The organism is Halobacteriovorax vibrionivorans, from assembly GCF_003346865.1.
Taxonomy (GTDB): Bacteria; Bdellovibrionota; Bacteriovoracia; order Bacteriovoracales; family Bacteriovoracaceae; genus Halobacteriovorax_A; species Halobacteriovorax_A vibrionivorans.
In genome coordinates this window covers 726532-739811 of record NZ_QDKL01000002.1, presented here as the reverse complement: position 1 = coordinate 739811, position 13280 = coordinate 726532, and the positions used below count along the sequence as shown (strand labels likewise).

Below are 13280 nucleotides of genomic sequence, written 5' to 3'. Positions count from 1 at the left end.
TTAAAGTTGGCTTCCGATGAAATTTGCAAGGTCGATAACACGATTAGAGAAACCAGCTTCGTTGTCATACCAAGTAACAACCTTAACGCTCTTTCCATCAATAACTTTCGTTAGTGAAGCATCAACACATGAAGACTCTCTCATCCCCATATAGTCTACTGATACAAGTGGGTCTGTTTCAAAACCTAGGATACCTTTCATTGAAGTTTCACTCGCTTCTTTTAGAGCAGCGTTTACTTCTTCTTCTGTCACTTCTGATTCTAGATTTACTGTTAAATCAACAAGAGAAACATTTGGAGTTGGAACGCGGATTGCGAAACCGTCTAATTTTCCTTTTAGTTCTGGAATAACAAGACCAACAGCTTTTGCTGCACCTGTTGTTGTTGGAATCATTGAAACAGCTGCTGCACGTGCACGACGAAGGTCAGAGTGAGAAGCATCAAGAATATTTTGATCCCCAGTATATGAGTGAACAGTAGTCATGTGACCATTGATAACACTAAATTTATCGTTAAGAACTTTTGCTACTGGCGATAAGCAATTCGTTGTACAAGAAGCATTTGAAACAACTGTGTGCTTTTCTGGATCGTATGTATTCTCATTGATACCCATTACGATTGTGTTATCAACATCCTTACCTGGACAACATAGGATTACTTTTTTTACAGATCCAGTAACATGTTTCATTAGAGACTTTTGATCCTTAAAAACACCTGTAGCATCAATTACGATATCAACTTTGTCTTGAGTCCAAGGAATCTCACTTGGGTCTCTATATTTGTGAAAAGAAATTTCTTTTCCATTAACATGCATTTTATGTGCTTCATCGACACTTACTTCACCATCAAAACGACCAAAAACTGAGTCGTACTTAATTAAGTGAACGTAGTCGTTGATATCTCCTGGAGAATTTACAGCAACGATTTCTAAGTTTTCAATGTTGCGATTAAAAATTTCTCTTAGAACTGTACGACCAATACGGCCCATACCATTGATACCAATTCTGATTTTTCCAGACATACCTGACTCCTGTACTTAATTATTAAAATAAAATTCCCCTGTAATATGCCACAATCAGGAGGGATTGCCTACTGAAAGCACATATTTCTAAGGATATGCGACGTTTTTGCTCACTGCCCAATAAAGTGGTGAGCGCTGTATAATTTTACTAATGCAGACCAATAATCAAAGCACATCAAAACTTATTCACTATAAATCCAAAGCGGATTACGACAAGGGTGTTAAGAACGTCGTCAAAGAAAAGGCTCCTGAGTTAAAAGAGGCCGCTAAGGAAGTGGCAAAGAAAGTAGGTGATATTGCTGAAACAGCTGCTAAGGCATCGATATCTGAGGATGCTGTTGCGTTGGCCTCGGCCGGAAAGAAGCTGGCCGTGGATGCTGTGGCGACGATTGCAAAGTCAGCAGCTGGTGCTCCAGTGAGTAATGGACCTAGTGAGGCCCAAGAACTTAAAGATGCTTTAGATGCAAAATTACCAATAAATAAGCCTGCTATCTATTTCCTAGAAGGGCTACACCTTTCAACCTTGAATTCAAAAGGTGGACTTGAGGATATCGCTAAGTCCTTTTCTGATTCTGAATTTGTTAGTTGGCAAGATGAAGATCAAGTCTTTGAGGAGATTATGAGACGAGGTGATAATGAGCCTATTGTCTTAGTTGGTCACTCACTTGGTGGAGATGCTGTTGTTAATTTAGCAAATCGCCTAAATAGTATTGAAGGTGGATTTCGAAAAGTTGATCTACTCGTGACTCTCGATTCTATAGGCTTTGATAATGATATCATTCCAAATAATGTTGATAAGAATTTAAACTATATCCTTGATCGCTCATTTATTTTTAACGATGGCCCAAATGTCGCGCGTGATCACCAAAAAACTGATGTTGTTAACATTCTTAGGTCAGAAGGCCATACAGAAATTGATGAGGCCAGTGATGTGCACCGTGAGATCTATCAGGAAATCACATCGATTCTAGATCAAAATTTCATGAATAAGAGAAAACGGGAACTTATCTCATTATTTCAAGTATTTCGTTCTCCAGATGTGACAAAAGTCACAACATAACTCTCTTAATATCATAGCTTTTCACTCGGTCATATGCTATGAAGTGTCATGCTTATTCGCGTCGTTTTAACATATCTTATTTTTACTGCATCTAGCTTTGCCATTGTTGGTGGAGAGCTAGTTGGTGCAAAAGATTATGAAAGTGTAGTGGCCCTCGTTAGAAGAGGAAAAGCATTCTGTACTGGAGTAGCACTTTCTCAAAATCATATCCTTACAGCAGCTCATTGTTTAGAGAGCAAAAAGGCCCATACGATTAAGGTGTATACAGGGGCCGGTAAAGATTTATCTAATACAAGAGATTATAAATTAAATGCACAATACTCAGTTAAAAAAGCGTTTATCCATCCTTCTGTAAAATTTCAATTTCCAGGTGGCCCAATTGAAAACCTAGCAGATGTGCGAACTGTAGACCTTGCTATCTTAGAACTTTGGAACCCACTTAGAATTCCTCGCTACTACTCGTTGCTTACAAACCCTGTGGATGTTTATAATTATCTTCGTCCTGGAAATTTAACAACAGCTGTTGGTTATGGATACACAGGAGAGTTGGGATTTCTTCCTTATGAAGAAATACATGATGATGTTAGCTACGGACAAAAGAGAAAGGCGCAAATTCCAGTATACGGAACTTCATTTAATTATTTAGATATGAGAAATAAAGAAACGGATACTTGCTATGTTGATAGTGGGGGACCAATCTTTGTTGATGTAAACGGTAAAAGAAAGATTGCTGCCATCGTATCGGCTTCTCTCGGCTTTTGTGCTGAAGGAAAGTATGCCACCTTATATGCATTAACTTATCATGCCGCATGTTGGATAAATGATGTAGCCGGTGTTGAGGATGAGTTTACTGATTCTTTATGTGACAGAGAGTATCGTATCGAAAGTAAGTGCTTCCATTTAAAAGATGAGGATGAAATTCTTCGTTGTGCAAATGGAATTTCAAATGATTTCTTAAGTCAATTTATAGAATAATTCTTTGGCATTCTTATTTGCAATTTCAATTAATTCTTGAGCATCTATGTCTTTGTGTTTTGCAATGTAGTCAGCAACACAAGGTAAGTAGAATGGAGCATTCTCTCGTCCTCTAAATGGGACAGGAGTTAAATAAGGAGAGTCTGTTTCAAGAAGAAGTTTCTCTAGTGGAACAATATCTAAAACATCTCTAACATTTTGAGCGTTCTTAAAAGTTACAATACCATTAAATCCAATGTTAAAACCTTCTGAGAGACAAAACTCAGCTAATTCTTTACTCGACGTAAAGGAGTGAATCACGCCCTTTCTTTTCAATGTTTTTGAAAAGTTTTTTAAAATGGCCTTGGTGTCTTCATCTGCTTCACGAGTATGAATAACAACTGGCATGTCACTATCAACAGCAATTTGTAATTGTTTTTCAAATGCTTCTTTTTGAATTTTGGGATCTGAGAATTCGTAGTAGTAATCAAGTCCAATTTCACCAACTGCAACGATTTTCTCATGGGAGATATTTGCTTTTATTTCTTCGTATGTATCAGGTGTAATCTCTTTAGCCTCGTGTGGGTGGATCCCTTGAGTTCCAAAGACAATATTATTCTTTGTTAATTCTCTGACCTTACTTAAGTTGTTAGGAGAAACAGCAATCGTCACAATTTGGTCAACACCATATTCTTGGCACTTTTCTAATGTATCAATTAACTCTTGGCCTTTAAGGTAGTCGAGATGACAGTGGGTCTCAATTGGACCCACTGTATATTTAGGAATAATTTTTTCTTTTTTCTTTTTACTCATACTTAGTTTTTAGCTTTCTCTAAAAGGTGATCCATGATCGCAGTGTAGTCACTTAAAGGTCTAACACCTTCAATCTTTACACCATTAATTAACTGAGTTGGAGTTGATTGTACATTGAAAGTATTGGCCTGATTGATCATATCAACAACAAGCTGCTTAGTTTCAGGCTTTGCCATACATTCAGTAACACCAAGCTCTTTTGCTCTTTCATCAATCCATGTTTGAGAAAGGTTTTGTTGATTTTCAAAAATCTCATCATGAACTGACTTAAACTTCTCTTCTCCTGAACAACTTGCTAGGTAAGCGGCCTGACATGCTAATTGGTGAAGTGGTCCTTGCATTCCATCGTTACAGTTGTGGTCAAGTGGGTAGAAGAAGTATTGAATATTGATCTTACCGTGATACTTCTCTTCAATCTTAGGCAGTACTAGGTTTAGAGCGTTACATGCTGGACATTGAAAGTCTGAAAATACAGATAATTGAATAGGTGCATCTTCAAATTTTTCAGTTGCTGAAGCTAGGCGATATGGAGAAGGGTTCGTTGGATTTCCCATACTCTTTAGCGCTTTAAACATTGTTACAATTTGAGCACTTCTTGCTGAAGACTTCTTTGTTTTTGAGCTAGTAAAGCTATAAGCAATAGCTCCACTAATAACCATACATAGAATAGCTATTCCAAAGAATTTCACATCAAAGTCACGAGAAGCATCGTTCTTATACATCATATAGAGAGCTGTCCATGAGGCGATATAGTAGAGTGTACAGAATGGACATAAAGTTCCAAGCATTACAAGAGAGTAGATGAAGAGAACCAGACAACCAATTCCATTAAGTAGAAGAAGAATGAAGAGTCCACCTTCTGCTTGCTTCTTATTAACCATGTAAAAGAACATAATCATGGCACCGATAATGATACCGAATATTGAAATTGGAACTCCTGCAATATTTGAAAGAGGAGAAAGAGTCGCAGCATCACAAGTTAAGAATGAATTGATATTACAAGCTGATGCGGCCCCAAAACCTGTTGGGAATTTTACTTGGTAGAAGTGGTTTGTCAGATAGATTGATAAGACAAACATAACAAGACCCGTTACAAAGAATAGGATCTTTTTATTAAAGCTTAATTTGTTTAAAAAACTGTCATTCATATTTTAATTCCTTTTTAAAATATTGTAATTTCTCTTAGTTGTTTGATTTCTTCTAAAACTATTATAGTTGAGATTTGCAAATGTGCATATATTGGCACAAATGACTTGAGCACTCATAAAGTTTTTTCTAATTTGATCCTCGACTTCTTGCTGCATATCAAAGCACAGCCTGCCTTCTATCACCTTAAAGGCATTTGAATTAGGAAAGTTTTGTTTAAATTCTTCACTAACTTCGTAATTCTTAGCACTTATATGAGGGCCAATGAGAAAAGTATGTGGCCTAAGTGCCTTGATTTCATCACTGATAACGATACCTTGGGCCAGCCCACGCCATCCGGCATGAAGATTTGCTACTCCCAACTCACCAATAACGACAATAGGAAGACAGTCGGCAGTTTTAATGGCCAAAGGAGTTACTAAGGTGAGTGAACTAATGAGGCCATCTGCTTCGATTTCTTCATTTGTTGGTGATTTTGCGATGACCGAAGAGTGAATCTGCTTTACTTCATCAAATTCAAATTCAGGTCTATCGTCATAGGTTTCAAAGAGATATTCACCGATTTGTTTTTGATAAAGTCGATTGGTCATTATAATTCAGACTCCAAAAAATCCAGCACTTCTTGGAAGACTGGAGGTGGTGGCTCTTCAAAGTAGAGCTTCTCTTTTGTGATTGGATGTACAAAGCCTAAGATCTTTGCGTGGAGGAATGGATGCTCGTAATCCTTAATAATTGCTCTAAGACGAGTATCAACTTTCTTTAAGTCGCTCTTTGGTACCCCATAAAGAGGGTCCATTAGAATATGACCGTTTAATAGCTGACTTAAGTGAACGCGGATTTGATGTGTGCGTCCAGTTTCAAGCTTTAATTCCACATGACTTAGATTTTGGTAATATTTTAGTACTTTAAAATTTGTTACGGCCTTTTTTCCATTGCGAACATCAACGGCCATCTTAAGGCGATTATTAGGATGGCGACCGATTGTTGATTCAAGCCTTCCTTCTGGCGGAAGCTTCGTACTTATACTGATTGCCTCATAGTAGCGATCGATATCATGGGCCTGAAATAAATTAACCAATCCTTCATGACACTTTTGTGTCTTTGCCACAACCATTACACCACTTGTTCCCTTATCGAGACGATGAACGATCCCTGGGCGTTTTTCATCGCCGACACCTTGAATATCTTTGCAATGGTGGAGGATCGCATTAACAAGAGTTCCTGTATAATTTCCTGGGGCAGGATGGGTAACCATTCCAACAGGTTTTACAACGATTGCCAGATGCTCATCTTCAAAGAGAATCTTTAATGGAATATCTTCTGCTTTTGCAGTTGATTCTCGAGGAGGTGGAACGTCTACGTAAACTTGCGTTCCAACAGGAGGCATCTTCTTTAACTCAATCTTTGTTTCAGATGTAATAGCGCCTTTCTTATATAGTTCTTTAAGAAAGCTTCTTGATTGCTCTAATTTTGATGCGAGAACTTGATCGAGACGACTAAACTCATCATGGTCTTCTTGTGTAACTGTTATAACAAAAGAATTGGCCTGATCACTCATAGATTACTTTGCTTCTTTGAGGGCCTTAATTCTTTGCAGATAAGAGTTGGCAACAAGGTCTGGGTTTAATTTTAAAACCTTAGCGTATTGATAAACAAATCCTCTGACATAGACTATCGCTGGCATTTTCTCAACATCTTCATTTTCAATATATTGAAGGTAAGTTTTAGAAATCTTAGTCATATCTGCAAGACGAGCAATATCAACTTTCTTGTATTCTCTAACTCTTTTTAAGAATTCGCCGGTATATTCAGAACATTGCTCAATTTCTTTTTCAAATTCTGTATCTTGCTCGTATTCAAGACCGTAACGCTTCTTTGCCACAAGCTTATTCATCTGACTCATGACCTGACTTTCAGTCTCTTTTTCTTCTTTTGGCTTTGATGTGGCCATGAAGTTTGTTTCATCTTCCACAACAATTCCTCGAGCTTGATTATATTTCTTTCTCTTTGTTGGATTACTTAAAATATTATAAGCCTCTTCGATAAGCTCAAGAACCTTATGGGCCTCTTCTTCAGATAGAAGTGAATAGAGTGCAATACTATCTCCACTATAAGCGGTTTTAGCAGTTGTGTAGGCTTTGAAAATCTCATCTGCTGAAGCATTTGGTGCTACTTCTAATACTTCATAGTAATTCTTTTCAGTTGTCATTTTTATACCATCTTCTTTGTCAGGTTAAGAATACGATTGATTACATGCTCAAAATTCTTAACAAGTGATGAGTTCGGGAACTCAAGTATAAGTGGCTTTTTCTTCTTAACACTTTGCCATACAGTCGCATCGTATTCAAGGAAGCCAACGTAATCTAAATTAATACCAAAATATTTTTTTGAGATAATTCTCATGGCAAACCCAATATCAATGTCTGCTTGGGTTCTAGCTTGGTTAATTATGAGCTTTGGAGTGATACTTTCTATCTCTCTTTTTAGCTTTAGGCCTTGTTGCTCATTGATTTGCATGGCCTTTTCTATAATCTCTGATGGCTTGCGATTTTCGCCAACTTTTCCGTTCATTACCTTATCAATCAATGGACCAAGCTCTAAGAAGTCATCAACTGATTGAAGTTTTCTATGGTAAATAGATTTTATAAAACGATAAGTATTCTCAATTGAAGTTGGCTCTGGCAGAGTCACAAGAATTCCTTCATCGGCTCCCAAGAAGAAGTCGAGAGTATTATTTGTCGTTCCAGCTCCAAGATCTAGTAGAATATAGTCTGCATCAAGTTCACGCAGGTCGTTAAGAACCTTTGACTTATGAGCGGCTTTTAGATTTGCCATACCAAGATTATCTTGTGCACCACTGATTAGGCTTAAGTTTTCTAATGGAGTCGGTGTGATTAAATCAGATAATTTTGTATTTGGTTTTGTGAAATAGTCACTAAGAGTCTTGGATGGAACACTGACACCAAGGCAAGTGTGGAGGTTTGCTCCACCGAGATCCATATCAATGGCAATGACTTTCATCCCCATTAGTGCAAGGCAAATTGAAAGGTTTGACGTCACAAGACTTTTACCTACGCCACCTTTACCACCACCAATGGCCCAAATCTTCTTTCCGTTATTTGATGCACCTAAGTACTTACCAGCATCTGCTAGGTGAGAATTAGAATTATTATGTGTATTATTTAAGTTGTTCAAAATACATCCTTGTATCGCTACTTAAGTTTTCTTCATTATAGCCAAAATTAAAAAGCCTCGAAAAGGTCTTTATTTTATTTTTCTAAAATTATATATTTAATGAATGGAAAGTATTTATCGGTTCCCAAGTAAGTTTGAACCACATATATTAAGAAAATTAGTCCACATCATTTCAGGACTAGGAATAGTCCTTATTTATCTTCTGACAAATATTGATTCTCTTTTATTTTCTTATATTGTTTTGGGAGCAAGTGCTCTTTTCACTTTGATCGAAATATTGCGTCTGAAATTTGACGGTCTTAATCAGGTATTTGTGAATGCATGTCGCAGTGTTTTAAGAGATTCTGAAGTTAACGGCTTTACTGGAACACCACTATTTCTGTTGGGAATAGGTCTTTCATTTCTTGCTTTTGATGAACAGATTGCTTTATTGGCAACGATTATTCTTTCTCTAGCTGATCCAGCCTCTTCATTTGTAGGAATACGTTATGGAAAGAGGAAGGTTTTAGAAGATCGTACATTTGAGGGATCGTATGCGTGTTTTATTATGACGTTCTTAGTTGTGGCAACATATGGGATGCTCTATTTTCCTCTCAGTCTAAAAATTGTCATCTTTGCTTTCTTTACGGGAGTAGCTACCGCTATTATTGAATTACTTTCAACTAAGATCGATGATAATTTTACTCTCTCATTCTTTACAGCTAGTGCAATGGCCTTATTAAATATTCTTTTAGTTCTAGTTTAAGAAAGATAATTTAATTTGCCTGTTTGAGTTGAAGTTTTTCACTAATAAATTCTTTATATGCTTGGGCCACGATAGGGTCTTCTTGAAAGCTGTGCTCATCAGTGATTAATGAATTTAGGATTTTGATCTGATCATTAATGCTTTTTTGTTCAAGTAACATCTGCCTGAGAATACGACTTTTTATTATAAACGTTGAAACATAGTTAATGATTTGGTGTGGGGTTTTAAGAGTCTCAATAAAGTGGTCGCGGTCTCGATCATCAGTGATATTAACATCAAGCCAGCTAAAGAGAATATTTTCAAGGCGATAAAAGTCGTCAATATTTCCCATAATAGAATGCTCATCCTCTAATACCGTTACATTGTAGACAGGGTAGGGACTAGATTGGGTGGGATAATTAACTTGGCACTTTCCCGTACATCGCATTAATACTTTTAAGGTATTACCATCGACTCTCTCAATCATAAGAGGTTTTCCGTAACCTAGAATTTCACAAGGATAAGAGAAGTATGTTTCAAAATCCTTCTCCATTGCAAGGGAGATTCCAATAGGATTTCCAGCACAAGTTGCCTCTTCAAATATATCCTGAAAAATTTCATCTACAACATATAGAGGAAGGGATGTCCCCGGAAAAAACACAATATTGGGAAGAGTTATAATTGGAATTTCCATACGGTTTGAGAGCTTTTTTGCCATGATTTATCATATCGACAAAAAGTCTGACGCGTATATTTAAACCTTATTAATAAAGGTAAAGCTAGCATAGTTAAGGTAGTGTTGGTAGGATATCTATATGATTTTAAAGCAGCTTCCACATTTAGTGACCACTGTTTGGGGTGGTGAAAAGTTAAAAAAGTTTAAGCTTCAAGAAGGCGAGTCCTTTGATGGCCCATTAGGTGAGACTTGGGAAGTCTCTACTCTCGAAAATGGACTTTCTCATTGTGAATCAGGTCGTAGTTTAAAAGATGATCTGGAAGGCAAAGAATTAACTTATCTTATTAAATTTATCGACACTGCTCAGAATTTATCTATTCAAGTACATCCTGATAATGAATATGCTCACATCCATGAAGATGCTCTAGGAAAAGATGAGTGTTGGTATATCTTAGAGGCACAAGATGATGCTGGGATTTATCTCGGCTTAAAAGACGGTGTCACTAAAGAAAGATTACAAACGGCCATTGAAAATAATGAAGACGTTAATGAACTTTTAAATTTTCATAACGTTAGAAAAGGTGACTTCTTTAATATCCCTGCTGGATCAATCCATGCTATTGGAAGTGGTGTAACTCTTGTTGAGGTTCAACAAAACTCTGGAGTCACTTATCGAGTGTGGGATTGGAATCGAGTAGGACTTGATGGAAATCCAAGAGAGCTTCATGTGAAAAAGGCCATGGATGTTATTAATTTTGAACTTGAAAAGAATATCCCAGAGCACTTCCAATATAAAAACCTAGAGGAAAGTGGACTACTTACAAGTAATAAATATTTTAATGCCCGTTTAAAAATCTTAAAGGCCAATGATGAAAGTGTTCTTTCATTAAATGGAATTAGTTCTGTTGTAGTTTTAGATGGAGAGTGTGAGATTGATGGAACCTCATTGTCAAAATATCAGACGGCCGTATTAAAAGATATTGAGTCTGCCATCTTGAAGGCAACGACAGACTCACAAGTACTAGTTGTTAAGCAGGTTTAATCTTTTATAAAGCCTCACAATTTAGTGGATAAGTTACCTCGTGACCTTTATCAGTTCTAATTGAAATATAAGTATTCATTTCGTTTGAATCAGTGATGTCATCAAAGTGAATTTGAAACTTCTGACCACCCATAGAGTAGTGATTCGTAACAGAGTTTCCAACCTTGCTAGTGCGACCAGTAATTGATTGGGCCGGCATACGACCTTCAGTCTTAATAAGGTTGTTCTTAATTTGAAATTCAATATTCTTGCGTTTTGAAGAACACTTAAAGTTAATCTCTGGCTTTGCTGCCATTGTAGACTGACCTAGAATTAGTGTAAGTGCGAGAATGCTTAGTAATTTCATTTTTCCTCCAAGTTTTAAACACTATTTATAATGCACAGAGGATGCCAAGATGAATGTCTATAATTTCAGGTGATTAGCTAGGTGGTTTTGTGATTTTTTCAGACATCTGTCTAAAGTTTATTCAGCTTCTTCAATTTTTTCGATGCTATTTAGGTAGTATTCGGCCATCTCTTCATCTGAGACTTCTGTGATCTCTGTCTGGCGACGAAGCTCGTGAGGGACGTCACTTTTAGCGCTATCATGCTTGTCATTAAAGCCATAAGGGCAGTGAAGGCAGCCACTTTCACAGCAGTAGCCACGACGTAAGTGAAACTCTTCAGTAAAGACAGTGTTTCCGTCTTTATTTATATAGAAATCTTTCTTTCCGTCATTCATAGGCTTGGTTTAAAGATAAGGCCCCTAATTCAGGGGGCCTAATGTGTGTGTGGTGTTTTGCAAAACGGTCATTCTTATATCGAATAAAATTTATTACTTCAAGAACTTTTGTGAATATGTATGAGATAATGCAACGCGCGCACAGAATGCTTATTGTAAGTAGCTAAAAATTAAAATACAATAAAATGTACTTTAAAATTATTAATTATTAACAAATGGAGTTTTGCTGTGACAAAGCCTTGGTTAAAACACTATCAAGATGGTGTAGCTGAAGAAATTAATCCTGAATCGTACGCTTCAATTCCTTCTTTATTAGAAGAGAGTTTTAAGAAGTTTGCTTCGAAGCCATCATTTCATTGTATGGGTAAAACTCTTACGTATGGTGAAATTGATCACTTATCGAAGAAGTTTGCTTCATACCTACAAAATGATCTTGGTCTTCAAAAGGGTGATCGCGTTGCCATCATGATGCCAAATATTCTTCAATATCCAGTTGCTCTATTTGGTATTCTTCGCGCAGGTATGGTTTGTGTAAATGTAAACCCACTTTATACAGCAAGAGAGCTTGAGCATCAGTTAACTGATTCACAATCAAAAGTGATTATTATATTTGAAAACTCAGCATCTGTACTTGCAGAAGTTGTTAAGAATACTCCAATTGAGCACGTACTTGTAACTCAAATTGGTGATATGCTTAAATTTCCAAAATCACTTCTAGTTAATTTTGTTATTAAGCATGTTAAGAAAATGGTTCCATCTTGGGATCTTCCAGGTGCTAAGTCATTTCTTGAGGCCCTTGATAAAGGTGACGAGTCTAAGTACAAAAGACCTGAGATCATTAATTCTGACCTAGCTTTTCTACAATATACAGGTGGAACGACTGGTGTATCAAAAGGTGCAGAACTAACTCACAGAAATATTGTGGCAAACCTTTGCCAAGCAGGTGAGTGGATTTCTCCAGTAGTTGAAGAAGGAAAAGAGATTATTATTACACCTCTTCCGCTTTATCATATCTTCTCATTAACAGCTAACTGCTTCACATTCTCAAAGATTGGAGCATTAAATGTTTTAATTACTAACCCAAGAGATATTCCTGGTTTCGTAAAAGAATTAAAGAAGTGGAACTTCACTGCACTTACTGGAGTAAATACTCTTTTTAACGGACTTTTAAATAATGAAGACTTTAAAACAGTCGACTTCTCTCACCTAAAGTTAACTCTTGGTGGTGGTATGGCCGTTCAACGTGCAGTTGCTGAAAGATGGAAGGAAGTTACTAAGACTCCTCTAATCGAAGCTTATGGACTAACTGAAACTTCTCCAGCAGCATGTATTAATCCGATGGACCTTAAAGATTACAATGGAATGATTGGTCTTCCTGTTTCATCAACTGATGCATGTATTAAAGATGACGATGGAAATACTTTAAATGCAGGTGAAGTTGGTGAGATCTGTATTAAAGGTCCACAAGTTATGAAGGGTTACTGGGGACGTCCAGAAGAGACAGCTAAAGTTATGACTACTGATGGATACTTTAAGACTGGTGACATTGGTGTTATGAATGAAGAAGGTTTCTTCAAAATTGTTGATCGTAAAAAAGATATGATTCTTGTTTCAGGATTCAATGTTTATCCAAATGAAGTAGAAGAAATTATCGTTACTCATCCTAAAGTATTTGAATGTGCAGCTGTTGGTGTACCAAATGAAAAGTCGGGTGAGGTTGTTAAACTCTTTGTTGTTAAAAACGATCAGTCTCTTACTGAGGAAGAGTTAATGGCATTCTGTAAAGAGAACTTAACGGGTTACAAGAGACCAAAGTTCATTGAGTTTAGAGATGAACTTCCAAAATCAAATGTTGGAAAAATTTTAAGAAAAGACCTAAGAGGTCAATAGTAAAGAAAGGGAGCTTCCAGCTCCCTTTTTATTTAATGC

At 36.8% G+C, this 13280-nt stretch carries 15 protein-coding genes; 5 read left to right on the top strand and 10 right to left on the bottom strand.

Translation table 11 applies throughout. The annotated features are described in order from the left end of the window. On the bottom strand, positions 1-1020 hold the full coding sequence (gene gap / locus DAY19_RS09425) for a type I glyceraldehyde-3-phosphate dehydrogenase (RefSeq protein WP_115361743.1): 1020 nt from the start codon (positions 1018-1020) through the stop codon (positions 1-3). 151 nt (positions 1021-1171) lie between these two features. On the opposite strand from gap, the gene DAY19_RS09420 reads away from it, so the two are divergent. Then, complete coding sequence (locus DAY19_RS09420) at positions 1172-2080, top strand: lipase family protein (protein ID WP_115361741.1); 909 nt, start codon at positions 1172-1174, stop codon at positions 2078-2080. Positions 2081-2128: 48 nt separating this feature from the next. Next, positions 2129-3055: a S1 family peptidase gene (locus DAY19_RS09415; RefSeq protein WP_115361739.1), complete on the top strand. Its 927-nt coding sequence runs from the start codon at positions 2129-2131 to the stop codon at positions 3053-3055. Here DAY19_RS09415 and DAY19_RS09410 read toward each other — a convergent pair. Genes DAY19_RS09410 through DAY19_RS09385 form a run of 6 tightly spaced genes read right to left on the bottom strand, consistent with a single transcriptional unit; the run spans position 3035 to position 8188 of the window. Beyond that, positions 3035-3847 (bottom strand): TatD family hydrolase, encoded by an 813-nt coding sequence (locus DAY19_RS09410; protein ID WP_115361737.1) that lies wholly within the window; start codon positions 3845-3847, stop codon positions 3035-3037. The two genes, DAY19_RS09415 and DAY19_RS09410, sit on opposite strands and share 21 nt — an antisense overlap. A 2-nt stretch (positions 3848-3849) precedes the next feature. Further along, a complete protein-coding gene (locus tag DAY19_RS09405) occupies positions 3850-4995 on the bottom strand; it encodes a vitamin K epoxide reductase/DsbA family protein (RefSeq protein ID WP_115361735.1) in 1146 nt (381 codons plus the stop codon). Between the two features lie 3 nt (positions 4996-4998). After that, entirely contained in the window at positions 4999-5583 is a 585-nt protein-coding gene (locus tag DAY19_RS09400; protein ID WP_115361733.1) for a polyphenol oxidase family protein, read from the bottom strand. Next, positions 5583-6551, bottom strand: coding sequence for an RluA family pseudouridine synthase (locus tag DAY19_RS09395; RefSeq protein WP_115361731.1), 969 nt, complete (start codon positions 6549-6551; stop codon positions 5583-5585). The genes DAY19_RS09400 and DAY19_RS09395 overlap by 1 nt, the downstream gene beginning before the upstream one ends. Positions 6552-6554: 3 nt before the next feature. Further along, positions 6555-7202, bottom strand: coding sequence for a helix-turn-helix domain-containing protein (locus DAY19_RS09390; protein WP_115361729.1), 648 nt, complete (start codon positions 7200-7202; stop codon positions 6555-6557). Between the two features lie 2 nt (positions 7203-7204). Further along, a complete protein-coding gene (locus tag DAY19_RS09385; RefSeq protein WP_158536863.1) occupies positions 7205-8188 on the bottom strand; it encodes a P-loop NTPase in 984 nt (327 codons plus the stop codon). Between the two features lie 103 nt (positions 8189-8291). On the opposite strand from DAY19_RS09385, the gene DAY19_RS09380 reads away from it, so the two are divergent. Beyond that, complete coding sequence (locus DAY19_RS09380) at positions 8292-8933, top strand: diacylglycerol/polyprenol kinase family protein (RefSeq protein ID WP_115361725.1); 642 nt, start codon at positions 8292-8294, stop codon at positions 8931-8933. A gap of 10 nt (positions 8934-8943) precedes the next feature. Here DAY19_RS09380 and DAY19_RS09375 read toward each other — a convergent pair whose 3' ends face one another. Next, positions 8944-9630 (bottom strand): LON peptidase substrate-binding domain-containing protein, encoded by a 687-nt coding sequence (locus DAY19_RS09375; protein ID WP_115361723.1) that lies wholly within the window; start codon positions 9628-9630, stop codon positions 8944-8946. A 97-nt stretch (positions 9631-9727) separates the two neighbouring features. Between DAY19_RS09375 and DAY19_RS09370 the strand changes: the two genes are divergently transcribed. Next, complete coding sequence (locus tag DAY19_RS09370) at positions 9728-10630, top strand: type I phosphomannose isomerase catalytic subunit (protein WP_115361721.1); 903 nt, start codon at positions 9728-9730, stop codon at positions 10628-10630. A 4-nt stretch (positions 10631-10634) separates the two neighbouring features. On the opposite strand, the gene DAY19_RS09365 is transcribed toward DAY19_RS09370, so the two are convergent. After that, positions 10635-10976 carry a hypothetical protein gene (locus tag DAY19_RS09365; protein WP_115361719.1) on the bottom strand — a complete coding sequence of 114 codons (342 nt, stop codon included), beginning with the start codon at positions 10974-10976 and terminating at the stop codon, positions 10635-10637. A gap of 117 nt (positions 10977-11093) precedes the next feature. Further along, positions 11094-11351 (bottom strand): DUF5522 domain-containing protein, encoded by a 258-nt coding sequence (locus DAY19_RS09360; RefSeq protein WP_115361716.1) that lies wholly within the window; start codon positions 11349-11351, stop codon positions 11094-11096. A gap of 228 nt (positions 11352-11579) precedes the next feature. Between DAY19_RS09360 and DAY19_RS09355 the strand changes: the two genes are divergently transcribed. Next, positions 11580-13241: a long-chain-fatty-acid--CoA ligase gene (locus DAY19_RS09355; RefSeq protein ID WP_115361714.1), complete on the top strand. Its 1662-nt coding sequence runs from the start codon at positions 11580-11582 to the stop codon at positions 13239-13241. Positions 13242-13280: the final 39 nt, after the last annotated feature.